General features: G+C 60.7%; 15 protein-coding genes, 1 tRNA gene and 2 pseudogenes. 7 read left to right on the forward strand and 11 right to left on the reverse strand.

The window, feature by feature from the left end:
• Positions 1–376 precede the first annotated feature (376 nt).
• Positions 377–543, reverse strand: a pseudogene (locus NMG70_RS10110) (IS256 family transposase); the annotation flags it as partial.
• On the opposite strand from NMG70_RS10110, the gene NMG70_RS10115 reads away from it, so the two are divergent.
• The 4 genes and pseudogenes from NMG70_RS10115 (at position 530) to NMG70_RS10130 (ending at position 4,388) form a co-directional block, all read left to right on the forward strand.
• Positions 530–727, forward strand: coding sequence for a hypothetical protein (locus NMG70_RS10115; protein WP_254024349.1), 198 nt, complete (start codon positions 530–532; stop codon positions 725–727). The pseudogene NMG70_RS10110 and the gene NMG70_RS10115 sit on opposite strands and share 14 nt — an antisense overlap.
• 185 nt (positions 728–912) lie before the next feature.
• Positions 913–2,028 carry a reverse transcriptase domain-containing protein gene (locus NMG70_RS10120; RefSeq protein ID WP_254024350.1) on the forward strand — a complete coding sequence of 372 codons (1,116 nt, stop codon included), beginning with the start codon at positions 913–915 and terminating at the stop codon, positions 2,026–2,028.
• Positions 2,029–2,778: 750 nt separating this feature from the next.
• Positions 2,779–3,003: pseudogene (locus NMG70_RS10125) on the forward strand (peptide ABC transporter ATP-binding protein); the annotation flags it as partial.
• 260 nt (positions 3,004–3,263) lie between these two features.
• A complete protein-coding gene (locus tag NMG70_RS10130; RefSeq protein ID WP_254024351.1) occupies positions 3,264–4,388 on the forward strand; it encodes a PQQ-dependent sugar dehydrogenase in 1,125 nt (374 codons plus the stop codon).
• A 353-nt stretch (positions 4,389–4,741) separates the two neighbouring features.
• On the opposite strand, the gene NMG70_RS10135 is transcribed toward NMG70_RS10130, so the two are convergent.
• On the reverse strand, positions 4,742–4,924 hold the full coding sequence (locus NMG70_RS10135) for a hypothetical protein (protein ID WP_254024352.1): 183 nt from the start codon (positions 4,922–4,924) through the stop codon (positions 4,742–4,744).
• Between the two features lie 1,077 nt (positions 4,925–6,001).
• On the opposite strand from NMG70_RS10135, the gene NMG70_RS10140 reads away from it, so the two are divergent.
• Entirely contained in the window at positions 6,002–6,352 is a 351-nt protein-coding gene (locus NMG70_RS10140) for a hypothetical protein (protein WP_254024353.1), read from the forward strand.
• A 168-nt stretch (positions 6,353–6,520) separates the two neighbouring features.
• On the opposite strand, the gene NMG70_RS10145 is transcribed toward NMG70_RS10140, so the two are convergent.
• Positions 6,521–6,596 (reverse strand) — tRNA-Thr (locus NMG70_RS10145).
• A 326-nt stretch (positions 6,597–6,922) separates the two neighbouring features.
• Here NMG70_RS10145 and NMG70_RS10150 point away from each other — a divergent pair.
• Entirely contained in the window at positions 6,923–8,155 is a 1,233-nt protein-coding gene (locus NMG70_RS10150; RefSeq protein ID WP_254024354.1) for a hypothetical protein, read from the forward strand.
• Positions 8,156–8,299: 144 nt separating this feature from the next.
• On the opposite strand, the gene NMG70_RS10155 is transcribed toward NMG70_RS10150, so the two are convergent.
• A complete protein-coding gene (locus NMG70_RS10155; protein ID WP_254024355.1) occupies positions 8,300–9,898 on the reverse strand; it encodes a cisplatin damage response ATP-dependent DNA ligase in 1,599 nt (532 codons plus the stop codon).
• Between the two features lie 229 nt (positions 9,899–10,127).
• Positions 10,128–11,138, reverse strand: coding sequence for a ligase-associated DNA damage response exonuclease (locus tag NMG70_RS10160; protein ID WP_254024356.1), 1,011 nt, complete (start codon positions 11,136–11,138; stop codon positions 10,128–10,130).
• 159 nt (positions 11,139–11,297) lie between these two features.
• Here NMG70_RS10160 and NMG70_RS10165 point away from each other — a divergent pair, with 159 nt between their 5' ends.
• The gene (locus NMG70_RS10165; protein ID WP_254024357.1) at positions 11,298–11,630 is read left to right on the forward strand and encodes a hypothetical protein; all 333 of its coding nucleotides are present in this window, start codon (positions 11,298–11,300) and stop codon (positions 11,628–11,630) included.
• Here the strand turns inward: NMG70_RS10165 and NMG70_RS10170 are convergent.
• The 6 genes from NMG70_RS10170 to NMG70_RS10195 form a co-directional block, all read right to left on the reverse strand.
• Positions 11,627–12,568 (reverse strand): 2-hydroxyacid dehydrogenase, encoded by a 942-nt coding sequence (locus NMG70_RS10170; protein WP_254024358.1) that lies wholly within the window; start codon positions 12,566–12,568, stop codon positions 11,627–11,629. The two genes, NMG70_RS10165 and NMG70_RS10170, sit on opposite strands and share 4 nt — an antisense overlap.
• A 30-nt stretch (positions 12,569–12,598) precedes the next feature.
• Positions 12,599–14,230: an ABC transporter ATP-binding protein gene (locus NMG70_RS10175; protein ID WP_254024359.1), complete on the reverse strand. Its 1,632-nt coding sequence runs from the start codon at positions 14,228–14,230 to the stop codon at positions 12,599–12,601.
• Positions 14,227–15,366: an ABC transporter permease gene (locus NMG70_RS10180; RefSeq protein WP_077377127.1), complete on the reverse strand. Its 1,140-nt coding sequence runs from the start codon at positions 15,364–15,366 to the stop codon at positions 14,227–14,229. The genes NMG70_RS10175 and NMG70_RS10180 overlap by 4 nt, the downstream gene beginning before the upstream one ends.
• The gene (locus NMG70_RS10185; RefSeq protein WP_254024360.1) at positions 15,366–16,460 is read right to left on the reverse strand and encodes a microcin C ABC transporter permease YejB; all 1,095 of its coding nucleotides are present in this window, start codon (positions 16,458–16,460) and stop codon (positions 15,366–15,368) included. Before NMG70_RS10185 ends, NMG70_RS10180 begins: the two co-directional genes overlap by 1 nt.
• 279 nt (positions 16,461–16,739) lie before the next feature.
• Entirely contained in the window at positions 16,740–18,626 is a 1,887-nt protein-coding gene (locus tag NMG70_RS10190) for an extracellular solute-binding protein (RefSeq protein WP_254024361.1), read from the reverse strand.
• Positions 18,626–20,503 carry an extracellular solute-binding protein gene (locus NMG70_RS10195; protein ID WP_254024362.1) on the reverse strand — a complete coding sequence of 626 codons (1,878 nt, stop codon included), beginning with the start codon at positions 20,501–20,503 and terminating at the stop codon, positions 18,626–18,628. Before NMG70_RS10195 ends, NMG70_RS10190 begins: the two co-directional genes overlap by 1 nt.
• Between the last annotated feature and the right edge of the window lie 148 nt (positions 20,504–20,651).

A 20,651-nucleotide genomic window follows, 5' to 3' on the forward strand; every position in this document is an offset into this window, starting at 1 on the left:
CCTGTGACTCAAGCTATCTTGCTCGCCGGTCAAGCCATAGTCGTTTTCGCAACCCTCCGAAGCTTGAACTTCGAACTATCGGCAAGACGAGAATATGTGTTCCTTGGTGCTGACGCACATCCCGATAGCCATTCGGGTTTCCCACAAGGGGTCTCCTTCGTTCTAGTTGGGGGAGACCCCTTTGGACGGGAAAGAGGAGATCAGAGAAACAGCGCAAGTCCAAAACGCAAGGTAAGCGCGGAAGTCCAGTTCCGGAGAGGTTCTCCGGATCTGTAAAAGTCCATGCGCGGCATAGCGGCGCGTACATGTAGGTTGCCCTCCGTCCGCCATGAGCGTTGTCGGGTTTCCTCGGGGCGAGACAAGTGCCGTTCCGTCAAGCTGACCGCTGTCCGACAGCATGCCCCTGAGGCCAGTCAACGCAAATGGCCGTGCCCCCCTCCAACTCCATCAGCCGCTCGGCGGCAAAGCCGATCTTCTCGCGCAGGATATCGGCGTCGGGGTCTTCTCTACGAGCGTGCGCAGGTTCATCATGTCGTTGGTCATCGGTGGTTCCTTCGAATCGATGACCGCCGCTACGCCGCTCGCTCGCTACAGCGCTGTTGAGAGCGCGCTCGCGAGCGGCTTCGCTACCGCCGACCTACACCACGCGGTGGGACACGACCGTTTCAGTCTATTCACGCTGAGCGACGCAGCCGCCGCGCTGGAGAAAACACCGAGCTGGATTTGACTCTGCTGACGCTACAGATAAGTTGGTTTCGTGGCGAAGTAGCCGAGGCGGCGGGGCGAAGTACCGGGCATCTATGGTGCCGATGGCGCATCTGTTGGAAACTTCAGATGTGACGGTGGGGTAGGCAATCCCTATCGGAATCCCTGACTATTAGCCCCGTCGCCGACTTCGTTCGGGAGGGGACATTGCAGAATGCGTTGAGGGCAGAAATAAAGCGCTTAGCCACTAAATCGTTTTCTAAGCAAGATCCTACTGAGTATTCCGAAAGGGAGTATCGAGAAAAGTTTAAGAAGCGGACGGGGATAGATGCTGGGCTTCCGCCGTCTGCACCGCCCACTTTTAAGCATAGGCATTTTGATCCAGCATACTGTGCACGCCATGCAAATTTCTTGGCCAAGACAATTTGGCATAAGGTGTTGACAAAAACATATGAGCCAATACCGGCCATAAACTATCAGATACCAAAGCCAGATGGGGGAAAGCGCTCCATAATGGCATTCTCAATTCCGGATGCCGCACTTGCAAATGTGGTCCTCCGTCGGACGAGAGGTAGAAATCTAAAGCGCCTGTCCCCCTCCTCCTACGCGTATCATCCTGAAAAGAATGTCTTTGAGGCGATTCTTGCGCTGCGCGAGTTTGAAACCGACGGAAAGCTATTTGCTGTACAGATCGATTTTGAGAAATATTTTGATAACCCATCGTGGTATCTAAAGAAAAAAATAAATGATGCCGAGCGAGTCAGTCTCACACCGCACGAGCGATTCGTCTTTGGGCAATTCTTACATCACCGCTATTCACCATACGATGCCTATCAATTGGGCAATCATTTGCGACGAGTTCATGGGACTCCTCAAGGATCGTCTGTATCGCTAATTCTGGCAAACTTGGCGAACCATGACCTTGATACAGCTCTATCGGCCTCCTCTGGCAGGTTCGTTCGCTTTGCAGACGACGTCGTGGCCCTTTGTAGTGACTATTCCCAAGCACAAGAACTGGAGCGATGTTTTGTAGAGCACTGTAGAATCAGTGGACTAAAATTGAATGCAAATAAATCTCCTGGAATAGCGGTTATCTCTAATTACAATCAAGAGATGCGTACCTATCCGCACTTTGATTATCTAGGGTATCGCTTCACAGTAGGCGGACTAACAGTACCAGAGAAAACGATTAATAAGTTGAAGGCACGTGTTTCTAGGCTATTAAATATATATCTAATTTTTTACTTGAAGAATGGGTACAATATATCACGTGCGTCGTCAGGTAATCCAAAATATGACTGGGACCTCCTAGGATTTATATGAGCTTAGAAACTCCCTTTATGGCGGGTTGACCGAAGCAGACCTGACGAATTTTATTTTTGAAGGACAAAAGCTTGAACGCATGAAGGGTCTAATGGGCTTCTACTGTCTTATTGATGATCCAACACCTCTCCGTGATCTGGACGGTTGGATGTTGAGCATTTGTTCGCCGAGCCATGATCCGGCGAAATGCAATACTGAATGCAAAATATGGCTGCAATTGCCCCACTCCTACTAACGCCGAATTGGCGACAGGTAAGTGGCTAGACCCGGCGGCGTGGAAAGGTGGAGCCTTACCTGACGCCCGTTTGCCAAGCTTGGTCAGGGGTTGGCGGGCCGCCAGAAAGCACTTCTTCACGTTCGGTTTGGAGCAAGTGGAAGCGCCCGGATATGAGGTCTACGGGGATATCACGAAACTCATTTAAGCCGAACGGGCAAGTGACCCTCCCGTCCGGGCACCAAGATTGTCTCGCTTCTTCAGGCCGCCTTGTCAGCGCGAACCCCCGTCACCTTTTTCGTGATCGTGAGATTTTAGCCATCAAGGCATAGTGGCGAGCACGCTGCGATTCTACCTTGAGCAGATTTCCGCTTCGCCCTGCACTAGCGACCAATGCAATGCTTGAGAGAACGGCAGACGAATCAATCCGATAAGCGCGTTCAAATTTTTGAACCCTAGTCATCGCTTACTCCTGTGTGCGGCTTGTTGCTTCCTTATATACAGTCGGAACGGCAAGAACCCGAACGCACGATCTGGAGTTCGAGCTGACCTATGTCTTCATCAGCCACGACCTGTCGGTGGTGCGCTACATCGCCGACGACGTGATGGTCATGTATTATGGCGAGGCCGTCGAATACGGCTCGCGTGACGAGGTCTTTGCCGACCCCAAGCGCAGCTATACCAGGACACTGTTCGCGGCGACGCCGCGCGCCGACGTCGCCAGCATCAAGGCGAGGCTGGCGAAGAAGAAAGCCGCCTGACGCCCCGCCATCGCGGTACCCAGTCCATGCTGAGCTTCAGGGCGCCGGCTGATCAAAGGCTAAAGCGACACCCACGCTCGCGCCCAGCCGAAGTTAGATCGCGTGCTGTCCGCGCCCGACCTGCTCAAGGGCCGCGACGACCCTGGCCATAGCTGAAAATCTGGGCGCGCGCGCCCATATTGGAACTGCATCGGCGGTCGGTCATTATATCGAGGAGCCGGCGGCTCCTCTCCTATGCCCCCGTTCGGATGGAGAAGATCATGCTGCGGACACTCATTGCCTCGTCTTTTCTTCTTGCCTTCGCTGCGCCCTCGACCACGCTCGCGCAGGACAGCATCAAGAGCGAAACGGGCCGCATTGCGGTTGAGACCTTTGCCGAAGGGCTCGAAAATCCCTGGGGCGCGACCTACCTGCCCGACGGCGCGTTGCTGGTCACCGAGCGTCCGGGGCGCCTGCGGCTCGTCTCAACCGACGGCGCCGTTTCCGACCCGATCGACGGTGTGCCCGATGTCCTCGCCGGCGGACAAGGCGGCCTGCTGGATGTGGCGCTCGATCCGGACTTTGCCAGCAACCGGATGGTTTATCTCTCCTACGCGGAGGAACGCGGCGGCGGCGCGGCCACCTCCGTCGGCCGCGGGCGCCTCGACGAGAACGGCAGCGCGCTCTCCAACTTCGAAGTGATCTTCCGGCAGGAACCGGCCGTCTCCGGCCGGAACCACTACGGCTCCCGCCTGGTATTCGCGCCGGACGGCAAGCTCTTCGTCACGCTCGGCGAGCGCTTCAAGATGCGGCAGGCGCAGGACGTGAACAATCATCTCGGGACGATCGTCCGCATCAATCCCGATGGTTCGGTGCCTGACGACAATCCTTTCGTCGGCAAGGACGGCGCCGACGAGGTCTGGTCGTACGGCCATCGCAATGTGCAAAGTGCTGCGATCCATCCCGAAACCGGCGTGCTCTGGACGGCGGAAATGGGACCGCTCGGCGGCGGTGAGTTGAACATTCCGCAAGCGGGCAGGAATCACGGCTGGCCCGCGGTCAGCCACGGCCGCCACTATTCGGGCAAACGCATCCCCGATCCTTCGACACGCCCGGAGTTTGCCGACGCCATCCATAGCTGGACGCCCGTCATCTCGCCTTCCGGCATGACCTTCTACACCGGCGACATGTTTGCCGATTGGCGAGGCGACCTGCTGATTGGCGGACTGTCGGCACAAGGCATCGTTCGCGTCAGGATCGACGGAAAGCAGGTCGCCGGCGAGGAAGTCCTCGCTCTCGGCAGGCGTATTCGAGACGTGGTGCAGGCTCCCGACGGCGCGGTGATGGCGTTGACCGACGAGCCAGCCGGAAAAATATTGCGACTGACGCGGGCAGCGTCGCAGTGACGTTGTCTTCACGCTTCCTGGCGGTCGAAACGAAGAGCTTCTTTTTCCAGATTTCATCTGAAATATGGCCATAGATTTCGGCATCATTGATGATTTCAGAGGGATCGTCATCGAGCGAACCGATGGTGCCGGTGATCTCTGCACTCAATCCTCCAGCCGTGTCATCCTCTCCAGCCGGAAACAACCGACCGGATATCGAAATCCCCGCCGCTTGCCAGATGGGCAACGTCCTCGTCGTCAAGCTGTAATCATCGTCCGGCCCAGAACATCGAACTCGATAGAAACGGCATCGTCGCCCTCGGCAGGCCGCGTCTCGTCTACGATAGTTTTAAGGCGCTTCCGGGCGGCCTCGGCTACCAGACGAGGTGGGTAGTTTCCTGCGGCCCATGCAGGACGTAGGACGGCGACAAGAGGGCAACGGCACTGTTGGCGCGCTCCTTATCGCGGAAGGCCAGACGGATGCCGTAGCGGCCTTTGACAGCGTTCTGGAAAAGGGTTTGGAGGCTGGGCGTATCGACGGCGTGCGAGTCTGACATGTGTTCAACCCTATATCGTATGTCAGCGCTCCACTTCTCTCATAGATATTAAATTGCAAGATACGAGTTAGAAACGCTAGAGATATAGTTTCATCTATACAGCGCATTCTGCAATATCTGTGTTTTTATCTATTCGGGATCGCATTCTGATAGATACTCAGTGCTCAAACCAGCCTCACCAAAACGTAGCAGCCTGCGCAAAGAGCGATGAAAGCGACAATGGCAAGGTGATCTACCCATAGAGGCGTCAAGCCCTTCTCGCCTTCCATTCCAACCAAGACTCCAACAAGCAATGACGCGGCGCATGAGCCGAATACGAGGATTAATCCGAGCAAGAGATACACCATGCGACCCTCCATCCCGTTAACAGCATGGCCCTCCTGTTACCGCTGTCAACGATCTGGCGTATTGACCAGTTCGATGGGAGATGCCAAACACGACGCACGTGCAGACGGAAAAGAGCACTGCCGGCGTTTAGTATAGCTTTTTTAAGCACCTTTTCAGCAATCTCGACTGACTCTCATGATGTTAAACTGGCGGTAAGGCCAATTTCATATCCCGGCTTCTGCAAAGGGCAGTAAGACTTGGGGGTGTAGACATGAGAGCTATAAATCTATTGGCGGTTGGGTCAGTATTCGCCATCGCAGGGTGTCAGACGGCTACCTACACGCAGTACATGCCGGGACCGCCGCTGGAATATGCGCAAGCCAAGTGCAATATGCTCGCACCCAGCGTCCATCAAGGATACATCGCAATCGGGTCGCCGAGTTATGTTGCCGGCGCGGCGCTTGGCAATGCGTTAGATAATGCCATTGCCGAACAGCGATTCATCAAAAACTGCATGACGTTGCAGGGTTGGCGACAGGATGCCCCCGGTGCAAAGAAGTCTTCAACGGCGCTGGCAGCAACGCAACCGCCGCACCAACGGACAGCAAAAAGGCGGCCGACGGCGCAAGAGCTTGGCGTTCCAAGGCAAGTCGTGGCGGGACAGTAACTTGCACGGCTGCTAACACCAAACGTGTCGCGCCAGCGGGCCTCTGTGGATCGCCGCCAAGCCGATTTATCAGGAGTCCGACAATGCTTAAGTTTTTCGCCGGTCTTGTCGTTGGTTTCTTGGCCGGCCTTGGCGCCTTGCCTGTCATCATGTTGATAGGGATGAACGGTCTCGCAGACCGCGTCAACGCAGCAATTGACCAGCCGGCTCGATCAAAGCCGGCTGGCGACGCAATGGCGAGCTATCGCGATTGCGTCAAAGGCTATTTCACAGAGCGCGGCGGCAATCCCGTGGAAGCGATTACATCTTGTGAATGGGAATTGGACGCGTGGAAGGCCTCGCCAACGTTTGCTGCCGAATGGCGCAAGCTGGTCGAGACCGATTCCGATATCGCCGCCATTTTGGAAGGCTATCGCCTCGCCATGGCCGATTAACCTCTGTTAGTCGCGCCGAGGGCAACGGCTATTCGACAAAAAGGGGCGGCGACATTAAACGCTCCCAAGGTGCTACCTATTTGCTACCTTTTCCGAAAGACTGGAGTCGTCTCGCTTGGCGACAGTTGGGTAATATCCTTGATTTGTTTGGAGAATTTAGGATTTTTTTGGTGCCGCTTAGGTGACTCGAACACCTGACCCCATCATTACGAATGATGTGCTCTACCAACTGAGCTAAAGCGGCCCAGGAAGCCAAAGCCTCCAGGATGCGCTGGGTGATAGACGCAACCCGCCGCAAATTCAAGATGGGACTTGGCATTTCGTGGGAACTCATGCCCGGGCGATAGGCGGCCGCCGCGCCGGTCCCGCAAGAAGACTCAACGCCAGGTTTCGCGCGGCGTTGGCGCTGCATCGGGAAACCGGGGAAAAATGTTGATTCCTTTAGCGAAAACCGCCGAAATCGGCTTTGGATGCATCGCCAAGGCAGAATGCGACCGCTGGCCCGTTGATTGATCGGTCGCCTGCGGCTAACGATCATGACAATGTGACCGTACGTGCAGGGGGTCCCCGTTGGACGCGATCGAAAAAGCGATCCGGAATGCCTTCGAGAGAGGCAATGCCGAAGACCGCGCGTTTCGCGAGCTGGTCTACCGATCGGCCTTCGCCGCACTTGACCGTGCCCTGCAGGCCAACCCGGGCGTGACGGTGGAAGTCGCCATCAAGCGCCGCAAGGCGGTGCAGGCCAAGATAACCGAAATCGAATCCGAATTCCTGCCGGCGGTTCCCGCTGTCGGCCGGCCGACCTATGACGACGCTACAACACCGGCGGTGGAGCAGCCGGCTGGCAGCGAAGCCGATGCCGATGCGGAACCCCAAGCCGATGCCGAACCGGATGCCGGCGCCGACGCTGAACCCGCGCCGCCGCCTGAGGTCGTTGTCGACGCTCCGGCGGAGCCTCCTGCATCGGTCGCGCCTCCTGCTTCCGATGCGCCCTCTGCTTCCGGTGAACCGCGCTCGCGCGTCTTGCCGGTCGTTCCCGATATCATGCCTGAACCGGTTTTTCCCAGTGTACCGGAGATCGACATGTCGTCCCCTCCATCGGCCGGAGACGGCGACGTAGAGGTGATGCCCGACCGCGACGACAGGCGGGTGAGAGGCCCCCGCCTTCCTCTCACCGCGATCTTCCTCGGCGTGACGCTGCTCGCAGCCGCCGGCATCGGACTCTATTTCGCTGCCCAGACCGGCGTCTTCAAGTCGGCGGCCGAACTCGACACCGCCCCGCCGCAAATGGAACCGACGGTGGAAGACGATGATTTCACGCCGCCAAGCGACACGGCCTCGCCGCTGAACCCCGGCGAGGCGGAGCGCGACTGGATCAATGTGTTTTCACCGCGCGACCCGGCGCTTGTCAGCGCGCCTTCTGATGCCAAGGCCGAAGTCATGCAGGACGACAGCGGTTCCTTCCTGCGCATCCGGTCGGGCGCCTCCGGTTCGGCGATCAGCTTCGACGTCGGGCAAGGCGTCTTGGAAAAACTCGCCGGCAAGCACGCCACATTCGACATCATCGCGCGCTCCGAGGAGGGCCAGGAGACGCAGATCTCCGTCGACTGCAATTTCGGCGAGCTCGGCGACTGCGGTCGCAAGCGCTACGCGGTCGGCCACGAGCGCAACGAATACCTCTTCGATGTGCGCTTTCCCGACAAGCGTCCGGGCGCTGCCGGCACCATCGCCATCAATTCCGACTTCGACAAGCAGGGCAAGTCGGTCGACATTTACGAGATCCGCGTCTCGATTGTTCATTGATTTCTGGAGCGGCGGGCGTGCATGAAACCGCTGCACCCATGCCGTAGGTTACGGCATGGGTCCATGCCGTGGCCTTCGAGCCTCGCAGCGATGAATGGCCGAGCAGCACGTTGACCCGGCACCCTTTGCCTTTCCTCATCCGTACTAATCAAGCAGCGCCTGCAACGTCTCGATGCGGTCAGCTTCGGCCGCCGGCTTGTCCCAGCGCAGCCGTGAAATGCGCGGAAAGCGCATGGCGACGCCGGATTTGTGCCGTGTCGAGCGGTTAAGTCCTTCGAACGCCACCTCGAGCACGAGGCCTTGTCTGCGGTCGGCCCGCACCGAGCGGACCGGGCCGAAGCGCTCGATCGTGTTGTCGCGGACATATTTGTCGATCTGCCTCAGTTCCTCGTCGGTGAAGCCGAAATAGGCTTTCCCCACCGGCACCAGTTCCTCCGATCCTTCCGGGCCGGACCACACGCCGAACGTGTAATCGGAATAGAAACTCGAACGCTTGCCGTGGCCGCGCTGGGCATACATCAGCACGGCGTCGATTGTGTGCGGATCGCGCTTCCATTTGAACCATGGGCCTTTCGGCCGGCCGGTGAGATAGGGCGAATCCCAGCGCTTCAGCATCACGCCTTCGATCACCGGATGCAGCGGCTTGCGGCGCAATTCCTCCAGTGCCTGCCAGTCGGTGAATTCGACCAGCGGCGAAAGATCGAAGCGGCTCGGATCGAGCGTCTGCACGAAGACTTCGAGGCGGCCGCGCCGATCGCTAAAAGGGAGCGTGCGCAAGTCCTCGTCGCCGATCTGAAGCACGTCGTAGCAGCGCATGAACGCCGGGTATTGCTGCTGGATCTTCGGCGTCACGCTCTTGCGGTTCAGCCGCTGCTGCAGGTCTGAGAACGTGCCGGTCGCCTGCAAGGGATCGCCGACCAGAAGCTCGCCGTCGAGGGTGGCGGAGAAATCCATCGCCTTTGCGAGGTCAGGAAAAGCCCCGGAGACGTCGTCGCCGGTGCGCGAATAGAGCCGGCGAATGCCGCCTTCCGACACGGCCTGCACGCGGATGCCGTCCCACTTCCACTCGGCGGCGTAGTCGGCCGGGTCGAGTTTTTCGAGGTCGCCGTCACCGATCGGGTTCGATAGCATCACTGGCCGGAACAGTGCCAGCGCCGTCTTTTTTGGTTTGTCTGCCTTGCCCTCCAGCCAGGCGAACAGCTCGGCATAGGGCGGCGTCAGCCCGTGCCACAGTTCTTCGATCTCGGCGACGTCGACCTTGCCGAGATCGGCCAGTGCCTGCTTGGCCAATCGCGCCGAAACGCCGATGCGCAGGCCGCCGGTGACCAGCTTGATGATGGCGAAGCGTGCCGAGATGCTGGCGCTGTCGAGCAGCCGGGCCAGCACCTTCGGCCCGTCGGAACGGCTCGCCGCCTGCAATTTCGAGACGACCTCGGCGAGCGTCGGCTCATGGTTGGCGACATCCGCCGGCGATTGCGGCCAGACCAGCGACACGGTCTCCGCCAGGTCGCCGACATAGTCGTAGGAATAGCCGAACAGCACCGGGTCTATGCGCTCCATGACCAGCGCGCGCAGCATCGCCGGCTTGACCGCCGCGATGGTGAGGTCGCCGGTGATCGCAGCCAGCGCCAGGCCGCGATCCGGATCCTCGACGCTGCGGAAATAATCGCTCAGCAGCGTCAGCTTGCCATTGCGCGACGGCGTCAGCACGAGGCGGTCGAGGAGTTCGGCGAAGCGGTTCATAACGCGGACCGCACCAATGGGCCAACGTTGCGTTCTGTCGAGCCCCCCTCTGTCCTGCCGGACATCTCCCCCACGAGGGGGGAGATTGGCAATTTCGTTCTTGCCGCCCGTCCTACAACGTCAGTGATTGGCGAAAGCCGGCGCGACATCCGATCTCCCCCCAAGTGGGGGAGATGGCCGGCAGGCCAGAGGGGGGCGCCGTAGAGCGCTACGTCGGCCGTGAGCACCATCAGTCGCCCTCGTCCTCATAGCCGACGAGATGCAGCGGCCTGGCGGCGATGCCTTCGAGTTCGCACCAGCGCACCAGGGCCTCCTCGCGGCCATGCGTCACCCAGATTTCCCCGGCGCCGGTCTGCCTTATCGTGGCGGTCAGCTCGTCCCAGTCGGCATGGTCGGAAATAATCAGCGGCAGCTCGACGCCGCCCTGCTTGGCGCGCTGGCGGATGCGCATCCAGCCGGACGCAAAGCACGAGATCGGATCGGGAAAGCGCCGCGCCCAGCGGTCGGCGAAGGCCGAGGGCGGGCCGACGACGATGGCCCCGGTGAAACCCTCCTTGCCACCGCTTTCGACGGTTGCCGGCTCCAGCGTCCCGAGCTCGATGCCCTGGCTCTGATAGTAGTCGCTGAGCTTGGCCAGCGCGCCGTGGATGTAGATCGGCCTGTCGTAGCCGGCGTCGCGCAGCAAGCGCATGACGCGCTGCGCCTTGCCGAGCGCATAGGCGCCGACCAGATGCGCGCGTTCGGGAAACTGCGCCGTCGATTTCAGCAGGCGGGCGATCTCTTCGGCATCGGGCGGATGACGGAACACCGGCAGGCCGAAGGTCGCCTCGGTGATGAACACGTCGCACTTGACCGGTTCGAACGGCTGGCAAGTCGCATCCCTCTGGCGCTTGTAGTCGCCCGAAGCGCCGATGCATGCGCCCTGATGCACGACCTCGATCTGCGCCGAGCCCAGCACATGGCCGGCCGGATGGAAGGTTACGGTGACGCCGTTCAGCGCAATCGCCTCGCCAAGTGCTGCCGCTTGCGTGGTCCCGGCAAAACCCTCGCCGTAGCGCAGCCGCATGATGTCCAGCGTCTGTTGTGTGGCCAGCACCGAGCGGTGGCCGGAACGGGCATGGTCGGAATGGCCGTGCGTGATCAGCGCCCGGTTGACCGGCCGCACTGGATCGATGAAGAAATCGCCGGGCGGGCAATAGAGGCCCTCGGGCCGCGGGTGAAGCAGGTCGCTGGCGCGCATGGCTCCAAGATAGTTGCTAATTCCGGCGCGGGAAGCCTGTTGCAAGTGACTGCTGACTCGGCATACAGGCAACTGCCGGCGGTCCACACGTGGCGGCGGCTGCGAAAAAGGCCGACTCGCATGCCCGAAAGGGCAGGACACCGACACGGAGGACGTTGCATGCGCTGGAACTTGGTCGTCTTGGCATCTTGCCTGGCAATAGCCGGCTGCGTCGGCACCTCGATTGCCGAGCGACAGGACGCGAATGTCCAGTCCTCGCTGCAATACGACAGTGTGCCTTGCAATCGATTGCTGGCGCAACGCAACGCGCTGGCGCAGCGATATCGCCTTCCGCAGGACGCCAAGCCGTCCTTCTCCGATCCGGGCGTGGGTCTCGGCCCGTTCACGCCGGACACCCGTTCCAAGGCCCAGCGCGACGTCGAACAGGCAAGCGGCCGGATCGACGCCATGAACCGGTCGATCGCCCGCCGCGAATGTGGCAAGCCGGGTTAATACCCCGCCTTGCGATCGACGACGTTCTCAAGCTTCTCGCCGCGCTCGAAGGCGGCCATCTGGCGCAGCATGATCGGCACCAGATGCACCGGATCGGAGGTCGCCGCCGCGTGCGGCGTCACGAACACCTTCGGGTGGCTCCACAGCCGGCTGGTCTTCGGCAGCGGCTCGACCTCGAACACGTCGAGGCTCGCTTCCTTGAGCGTGCCGTCCTCCAGCGCACGCAGAATGTCGGCGTCCTTCTGCAGGCGGCCGCGCCCGGCGTTGATCAGCACCGAGCCGCCGAGGCCGTTGCGTTTCCTCAACTCCTTCAGCACGCCGTAATTGATGACACCTTGCGTCTGCGGCGTAAGCGGCAACAGCACCACCAGGATGTCGGTGGCGTTGAGGAAGGGGATCAATCCGGCCTCGCCAGCATAGGTCGAAACGCTTTTCATCGGCCTGTCGCTGCGCGACCAGCCATTGACCGCAAAGCCGAGCGACAAAAGCACCGACGCCGCCGCGCGGCCAAGCGTGCCGAGCCCCATGATGCCGACGGAGATGTCGCCGGCCGGTCGCTGCGGCGGCTCGTGCCAGATCTTCTTTTGCTGCTGCTGCCGGTAGAGCAGGCCCTGGCGATGGTGATCGAGCACCCGCCAGACGACATATTCAGTCATGTATTGGGTCAAATTGTCGGCCACGACCTTCACGATCGGCACATCGGGCAAGGTGGGATCGGCGAAGATGTGGTCGACGCCGGCGCCGATCGAAAAGACAGCGCGCAGATTGGGCAGGGACGACAAAAGGTTCGGCCGCTGCTTCCAAACCACGGCATAGGTGATCGAAGGATCGCTGGCGCCGTCCGGCTCGAGCACCACCTCGCGTTCGGCCGACAAGAGTTCGCGCCAACGGCCTGGATGGATACCGGTGAGGGCAAGCAGGACACGGCCTTTTTCCATGGCGGATTCTTGTTCCTTATGCGGTACAGCCTACTCGCTGACGATGCCGACCGGCGCCGTTTCGATCTTGAATGCGGCCGAGATCAGCGCCTTGGTATAGTCGGTCTGCGGCCGTTCGAAAATCTGTTCGGACGGGCCGGCTTCGACGATCCTGCCATTGCGCATGACGATGACGTCGTTGGCAAGCGCACGGATGACCTTCAGATCGTGGCTGATGAATAGATAGGCGAGGTCGTGTTTCGCCTGCAGGCTGCGCAGAAGATCGACCACCTGCGCCTGCACGCTCATGTCGAGCGCCGAGGTCGGCTCGTCCAGCATGACGAAGCGCGGGTTGAGCACCATGGCGCGGGCGATCGCGATGCGCTGGCGCTGGCCGCCGGAAAACTCGTGCGGATAGCGATTGCGCGTGGCGGGATCGAGCCCGACTTCCCCGAGCACATCGACGATGCGCTTGTCGCGCTCATCGGGCGACAGCTTCGGCTCGTGGATCTTTAGCCCTTCCTCGATGATCTCGGAGACCGACATGCGCGGGCTCAACGACCCGAACGGATCCTGGAAAACGATCTGCAGCTCGCGCCGCAGCGGCCGCATGGCGTTGAATGACAGCTCGTTGATATCGCGCCCGTTGAACTGAATGATCCCGGTCGACGAGATCATGCGGGCCAGCGCCAGGCCGAGCGTTGTCTTGCCCGAGCCGGATTCGCCGACGACGCCGAGCGTCTGGCCGGCGCGCACGGTGACGTCGATGCCGTCGACTGCCTTCACATTGTCGACGGTGCGCCGGAAAAAGCCTTTCTTGATCGGAAACCAGACTTTTATGTCCTGGCCGGTCATCACCGGCTTGGCGGCTGCGTTGGCGGCGGGCGGCTTGCCCTTCGGTTCGGCGGCCAAAAGGTGCCGGGTATAGGTGTGCTGCGGGTTGGCGAAGATTTCTTTCGTCGGCCCGGTCTCGACGATCTTGCCCCTGGTCATCACGCAGACCCGGTCGGCGATCTTTCTGACGATGCCGAGATCGTGGGTGATGAACAGCATCGACATGCCTTTGCGGCTCTTCAACTCCGCGAGCAGTTCGAGGATCTGCGCCTGCACGGTAACGTCGAGTGCGGTCGTCGGCTCGTCGGCGATCAGCAGTTCCGGCTCGTTGGCCAGCGCCATGGCGATCATGACGCGCTGGCGCTGGCCGCCGGAAAGCTGGTGCGGATAAGCGTCAAGCCGCTTCTCCGGCTCGCGGATGCCGACCTCGTTGAGCAGCTCCAGGGTGCGCGCCTTGGCCTGGCGGTCACGCAGGCCCTGGTGCAGCGTCAGCACCTCGACGATCTGCTGCTCGATCGTGTGCAGCGGGTTGAGCGAGGTCATCGGCTCCTGGAAGATCATGGTGATCTTGTTGCCGCGCACGCGGCGCAATGCCTTCTCGTCGGCAGCGAGCAGATCGGCGCTCTGGAACAGGATCTTTCCCGACGGATGGCTGGCAGTCGGATAGGGCAGCAGCTTCAGCACCGAGAGCGCCGAGACCGACTTGCCGGAGCCGGATTCGCCGACCAGCGCCACCGTCTCGCCCTTGGCGATGTCGAAGGAGATGTGGTCGACGGCCATCGACTGGTTGCCGCCCTGCGTGAAGGCGACGCTGAGGTCGCGCACCGAGAGAAGAGGGGCTTCGCTCATCTGAACGTCTTGCGCGGATCGAAGGCGTCGCGGGTCGCCTCGCCGACGAAGACCAGCAGCGACAGCATCAGCGAGATGACGACGAAGCCGGAAATGCCCAGCCACGGCGCGTTGAGGTTGCGCTGCGCCTGCTTGAGAAGCTCGCCCAGCGAGGCCGAGCCGGGCGGCAGGCCGAAGCCAAGATAGTCGAGCGAGGTCAGCGTCGAGATCGAGCCGCTGAGCAGGAAGGGCAGGAAGGTCAGCGTCGCCACCATGGCGTTGGGCAACAGATGCCGGAACATGATTGTACCGTTGGGTACGCCGAGCGCGCGGGCCGCGTTGACATATTCGAAGTTGCGGGCGCGCAGGAACTCGGCCCGCACCACGCCGACCAGCGCCACCCAGGAGAACAGCAGCATCAGCCCCAGCAGGATGAAGAAGCCGGGCGGCAGGATGGCGGCGACGATGAGGAGCAGATAAAGCACCGGGATCGCCGACCAGATTTCGATGAAGCGCTGGAACAGAAGGTCGGTCCAGCCGCCGAAATAGCCTTGCAATGCGCCGGCCGTCACGCCGATCACCGCCGAGCCGGCGGTGAGGATCAGGCCGAACAGCACCGAGACCCTGAATCCGTAGATGACGCGCGCCAGCACGTCGCGGGCCTGGTCGTCGGTGCCCAGCCAGTTCCAGTTGCCGACAACGCAATTCGGGTCGGCCGCACCTTGCGGATACTGGTTGCAACGTGTCTTGACGTCATAGAGCCAGGACGGCTTGGTCGGCGCCGCCTCGGGGATGGCGTTGTTGACGGTCCGGTAGGAGTAGCGGACCGGCGGCCAGATCATCCAGCCATGGGCATTGATCTCGTCCTGGATGACCGGGTCGCGATAGTCGGTGACCGCATAAAAGCCGCCGAACTTCTCCTCGGGATAGGCGACCACGACCGGAAACAGGATCTCGCCCTTGTAGGAGACGAGGACCGGCTTGTCGTTAGCGATCCATTCGGAAAACAGCGACAGCACGAAAAGCACGAGGAAGATCCACAACGACCAGTACCCGCGCCGGTTGGCCCTGAAATTCTGCAGCCGCCGCTGGTTGAGCGGCGACAGCCAGGGCCGCGCAATCCGCTCCGGCGCCGTTTCGGCTGCGGCCCCGGCCATCAGACGTCTCTCCGCTCGAAGTCGATGCGCGGATCGACCCAGGTATAGATCAGGTCGGACAGCAGCCCGACGATCAGGCCAAGCAGCGAGAAGATGTAGAGATTGGCGAACACCACCGGGTAGTCGCGCTCGACCACCGACCTGAAACCGAGCAGGCCGAGGCCGTCGAGCGAAAAGATGTTCTCGATCAGCAGCGAGCCGGTGAAGAAGGCCGAGATGAAGGCGCCGGGAAAGCCGGCGACGACGATCAGCATGGCGTTGCGGAAGACGTGGCCGTAGAGAACCCGCCGTTCCGACAGGCCCTTGGCGCGCGCGGTCACCACATACTGCTTGCGGATTTCCTCTAGGAACGAATTCTTGGTCAGCAGCGTCGTAGTGGCGAAGGCCGACAGCACCAGCGCCGTCAGCGGCAAGGTCATGTGCCAGAGATAGTCGACGATCTTCGCCGGCCAGGACAGCTGGTCCCAATTGTCGGAGGTGATGCCGCGCAGCGGAAACCAGTCATAGAACGATCCGCCGGCAAACAGCACCATCAGCAGGATGCCGAACAGGAAGCCCGGAATGGCGTAGCCGACAATAACGACGCCGCTGGTCCATACGTCGAATGCCGAGCCGTCCTTGACTGCCTTGCGGATGCCGAGCGGGATCGAGATCAGGTAGGACAGCAGCGTGATCCACAGCCCGATCGAGATCGACACCGGCATCTTCTCCAGGATCAGATCGATCACCGAGATGTCGCGGAAATAGCTGTCGCCGAAATCGAACCGGATGTAGTTCCACAGCATCATGCCGAAGCGCTCGAGCGGTGGCTTGTCGAAGCCGAACTGCTTTTCCAGCTTGGCGATGAATTCTGGGTCGAGCCCTTGGGCGCCACGATATTTCGAACCGATGTCGCCGGCCGCGTCGAAATTGCTGGCGCCGGCGTCACCGCCGCCGCCGCCAAGGCGATCGCTGCCGCCCTGATTGGTCAGCCGGGCGATGACCTGCTCCACCGGCCCGCCCGGCGCGAACTGGATGACGGCGAAAGACACCGCCATGATGCCGAACAGGGTCGGGATCATCAGCAGGATGCGGCGCAGGATATAGGCGCCCATCAGACGTTGTCTTCCTTGAGGGAGACCACTGTGTCTGGAGATGCCGCCAAGGCAATCGCCTCAGGCCAATTTTCGACACTGGCGCCGCCCCTCATTGTCCTGCCGGACATTTCTCCCCGTATAGTGACGGGGAGAAAGGGGCTGGCCGCGATCTCGGCGCTTTTATTGCCACGCTTGTGGTTGGCGAAACCCTCGATGGAAGCGCCCCTCTCCCCGTCACTATACGGGGAGAGGATGCCGGCAGGCAGGTGATGGGCGGCGCCAACGCCCGCAAGAAATTTAGCCTTTGCCAATCTTTGCCGCCTTGTCCTTGTCGAACCACCACAGCGCTTCGACCGGAAAGCCGAAATCAGGCTTCTGCTCGGGAAAGCCGAACATGTCCCAATAGGCGACTCGGTGATTCGCGAGATAATATGTTGGAATCCAGTCTAGCCGCGCGCGCAAGACCCGGTCGAGCGCTTTGAGCGCCGTGACCAGTTCGACCCGGCTCTGCGCCTTGCCGGCTGCCTCGATCAGCGCGTCGACGGCTTTGCTTTCCGTGCCGGGGTAATTGCGCATTCCCGGCGTTTTCGCCATCCGCGAATCATAGAGTATCTCCAGGCCGTCGGCAGTCGGTGTCGCCCCGATCGACCACGCGAGCAGGGTGAAATCGAAGTCGAAATTGCTCTGCCGCTGTTCATATTGCGTCGAATCGACCTGCCGGATCGAAGCGTCGATGCCGATCGTTTTCATGTTCTCGGCCCACGGCGAGCAAAGCCGAACGATGCCATCGTCCTCGGCCAGCATTTCGACCCGCAGTCGCTCGCCCTTTTCATTGACGACGAAATTGCCCGCCCGCTTCCAGCCGGCTTCGGCAAGCAGTCTCGAAGCCGCGCGCAGCAGCTTACGGTCGTGGCCCGAACCGTCGGAGACAGGCTGCATCACCGCTTCGCCGAAGGTTTCCGGCGGCAACTCGCCTCGAAACGGCTCAAGCAGGGCCAATTCCTCGGGCGAGGGCGGGCCCTCGGCCTTGTAATCCGACCGTTCGAAGTTCGATTGCGAGCGCTCGTAGGCGCCGTAAAACAGAACCCGCTTGGTCCATTCGAAATCGAAGCAATTGGCGATGGCGCGTCTGACGCGCACATCGCGGAATTGCGCACGGCGCTGGTTCAGCGCGACAGCCTGCATGGATGGCGTTTTCTCGCCGGGAAATTCGCGTTTGACGACCCTGCCGTCCCTCAGCGCCGGAAAGTCGTAACCGGTGGCCCATACCCGCGAGGTAAATTCCTCGCGAAAATGCGTGTCCCCCTTCTTCAGGGCTTCAAACGCTGCCTGGCGATTGATGTAAAAGTCGATACGGATGCGGTCGAAATTGTAGAGGCCGCGGTTCACCGCCAGATCGCTGCCCCAATAGTCGGCGACGCGCTCATATTCGACGGTCTGCCCGGCCGCCACGCGCCCTATTTTGTATGGTCCGGAGCCGAGCGGCGGTGTCATCGTCGAGGCATCGAATTCGTTGACCGTATAGAAAGCCTTGGACACGATCGGCATGGCGACGACCGTAAGGATATTCTGCGCCGACTGTTTGCCGTTGAAGGTGAGGTCGACGGTAACCGGATCGACCGCGACCGCTTCCGTCATATGCCGCAACGCCTGGGAAAGGTTCGGGTGGCCCTTGTCCTTGTAAAGCTTCAATGCGAAGGCGACGTCCTCCGCGGTCAGTGGCGAGCCGTCGTGGAAGCGCGCTTGCGGTCGCAGGTCGAAGCGGAAGCCATTGCGGTCCGGCGATAAGGTAACGGTTGCGGCAAGCCGGCCATAGAGCGCATCCGGCTCATCGAGTGCGCTTGCCATCAGCGAATCGAAACAGAGTTCGGTGCGCGGCGGCGATTCCCCCCTCAACACCACCGAATTCAGGGTGTTGAACGTCAGGAAGCTCTGATTGAAGGTGGAGTTCGGCGGTGCGAAATTCATCTGGCCGCCCTTGGGCGCGTCCGGATTGACATACTCGAAATGACTGAAACCTGGTGAATATTTGAGATCGCCGAATGCCGACAGGCCGTGCAGCTTGACGCCGGTCGGGATGGCGGCGAAGGCCCGGCCGGGCAACAAAGCTGCCGCCGTGGCCGCCGCGCCCAGGGCCAGAAAGTCGCGGCGGGCCAGAGGGGCGCGGCGAGGCAGCGCCGCCATCAATTTCCACTCTTGTATTTTGCCGCCAGCGCCTTTTCCTGGTCCGGGTCGACCCACCAGGAATTCTGGTCGACGCCGCTATAGGCCGGTTGCTTTTGCGGGATGCCGAACTTGTTCCAGTAGGCTATCCAGACCACCGACCGATGGTGTTGCGGCACGACATAGTAATTCCAAAGCAGCACCCGGTCGAGCGCATGGGTGGCGGCAACCAGATCGTCGCGGTCGGTGGCAAAGATGACGCGATCGACCAGTGCATCGACGACCGGGTTCTTGATGCCGGCATAGTTGCGGGATCCGGGCGTGTCGGCGGCCTTGGAGCTCCAGAAGTCGCGCTGCTCGTTGCCAGGCGAATCCGACTGCCCCAACTGCGATATGGTGACGTCGAAGTCGAACTTGTTGATGCGGTTGATGTATTGGGTCTGGTCGATCAGCCGCAGCGTGGCGTCGACGCCGATCTTGCGCAGATTGGCGATGTAGGGACTGGAAAGGACCTGGTCGGTATCGTTCCAGCCGAGGATTTCGAACTTGAAAGGCTCGCCCGTCTTGGCATTGACCATCTTGCCGCCCTTGATCACCCAGCCCGCCTTGGCGAAGAGATCGACCGCAGTCTTAAGATACTTGCGTTCCGCCTGTGGCGAATCGTAGACCGGCAGCTTGAATTCCTGGGTGAAGACTTCGGGCGGCAGCTTGTCGCGATATTGCTCGAGGATTTCCAGCTCCTTGCCTTGCGGCAGGCCGCTCGATGCCAGTTCGGTGCCTTGGAAATAGCTGCTGGTACGGGTGTTGGAACCGAAGAACAAGGTACGATTCATGGTCTCGAAGTCGAGCGGGTAAATAAGCGCAGCGCGCACCAGACGATCCCCAAACAGCGGACGCCTTGTGTTGAGCATGAAGGCCTGCATCGGCTCGGGTGAGGCGGTCTTGAATTCCTGCTTGATGACGTCGCCGGCCTGGACTGCCGGGAAATTATAGGCCGTGTTCCAGCGCCTCGAACTGTTTTCCGGCCTGATGTCATGCAGTCCGCCCTTGGTGAAGGCTTGCCAGGCCGCATTGTCGTCGAGAAAGTAGCTGAAACGCTGCCTGTCGAAATTCTCTCGCCCGATCTTCACCGGCAGTTGGGCTGCCCAGTAGTCGGGCACGCGCTGCCAGACGATTTCGGTGCCCGGCTTGAAGCTGGTGATCTTGTAGGCGGCGGACCCCAGCGGCGGCTCCTGTGTCGGCCTGGTGATGTCGCGCTTCTTGCCGTTGGCGTCGGTGCCTTCCCACCAATGCTTCGGCAGCACAACGAGATCGCCGAGGATTTTCGGCAACTCCCGGTTGCCCTTCTGGTTGAAATTGAACTCGACTTCGCGATCGGAGATTGCAACCGCATCGGTGACGTTCTCGAAATAGCGGCTGTACATCGGGCTGTTGGCCTTCAGCACCTGAAACGACCAGATTACATCGTCGGTGGTGATCGGCTTGCCGTCATGCCACTTGGCCCGCGGATCAAGACGGTAGGTCGCCGACGAATAGTCGTCCGGATGTTTGTAGGCGTCGGCGATCAGAGGATGGCTGACGCTGCCTTCGTCGGTCGCCTGCTCCATCAGCGTGTCGTAGAGCAAGCCGCCGCCGAATTGTGCAAAACCGGCTGCCGGCGAACCCTGGACGATATACGGATTGAAGCTGTCGAACGTGCCGAGCACCGCCGAATTCAGCGTGCCGCCCTTCGGCGCGTCCGAATTGACGTAATCATAGTGCTGGAAGTTGTCGCCATATTTGGATTCGCCGATCAGCGACGAGGTGGTGCGCCATTCGTCCGCGAAGGCTGCCTGCAGGCCGCCGGCAAAAGCCGCCACAACCAGCATCGATCTGAGAAACGTTCGGCCAACCGTCATGCCTTCTCCTCTGTGCGATAGCTGTTAGCGGACAATCTAGATCATTTGACGCTCATGAAAACCGCGACAGGCCGGCTTTGTCGCCGCACATGCGCTTTTCCCATTGAAAAAGCCGGGCTGAACCCGGCTTTTTCAAGGAATGCTTCGA

The organism is Mesorhizobium ventifaucium, from assembly GCF_935822925.1.
GTDB lineage: Bacteria > Pseudomonadota > Alphaproteobacteria > Rhizobiales > Rhizobiaceae > Mesorhizobium > Mesorhizobium ventifaucium.

What these genes read in the sequence shown, in the direction of transcription:
- NMG70_RS10170 (WP_254024358.1), bottom strand. Translation starts at nt 12,568, where the DNA reads ATGGAAAAAGGCCGTGTCCTGCTTGCCCTCACCGGTATCCATCCAGGC.
- NMG70_RS10180 (WP_077377127.1), bottom strand. Translation starts at nt 15,366, where the DNA reads ATGGCCGGGGCCGCAGCCGAAACGGCGCCGGAGCGGATTGCGCGGCCC.
- NMG70_RS10175 (WP_254024359.1), bottom strand. Translation starts at nt 14,230, where the DNA reads ATGAGCGAAGCCCCTCTTCTCTCGGTGCGCGACCTCAGCGTCGCCTTC.
- NMG70_RS10155 (WP_254024355.1), bottom strand. Translation starts at nt 9,898, where the DNA reads ATGAACCGCTTCGCCGAACTCCTCGACCGCCTCGTGCTGACGCCGTCG.
- NMG70_RS10115 (WP_254024349.1), top strand. Translation starts at nt 530, where the DNA reads ATGTCGTTGGTCATCGGTGGTTCCTTCGAATCGATGACCGCCGCTACG.
- NMG70_RS10140 (WP_254024353.1), top strand. Translation starts at nt 6,002, where the DNA reads ATGCTTAAGTTTTTCGCCGGTCTTGTCGTTGGTTTCTTGGCCGGCCTT.
- NMG70_RS10135 (WP_254024352.1), bottom strand. Translation starts at nt 4,924, where the DNA reads ATGTCAGACTCGCACGCCGTCGATACGCCCAGCCTCCAAACCCTTTTC.
- NMG70_RS10160 (WP_254024356.1), bottom strand. Translation starts at nt 11,138, where the DNA reads ATGCGCGCCAGCGACCTGCTTCACCCGCGGCCCGAGGGCCTCTATTGC.
- NMG70_RS10165 (WP_254024357.1), top strand. Translation starts at nt 11,298, where the DNA reads ATGCGCTGGAACTTGGTCGTCTTGGCATCTTGCCTGGCAATAGCCGGC.
- NMG70_RS10185 (WP_254024360.1), bottom strand. Translation starts at nt 16,460, where the DNA reads ATGGGCGCCTATATCCTGCGCCGCATCCTGCTGATGATCCCGACCCTG.
- NMG70_RS10195 (WP_254024362.1), bottom strand. Translation starts at nt 20,503, where the DNA reads ATGACGGTTGGCCGAACGTTTCTCAGATCGATGCTGGTTGTGGCGGCT.
- NMG70_RS10190 (WP_254024361.1), bottom strand. Translation starts at nt 18,626, where the DNA reads ATGGCGGCGCTGCCTCGCCGCGCCCCTCTGGCCCGCCGCGACTTTCTG.
- NMG70_RS10130 (WP_254024351.1), top strand. Translation starts at nt 3,264, where the DNA reads ATGCTGCGGACACTCATTGCCTCGTCTTTTCTTCTTGCCTTCGCTGCG.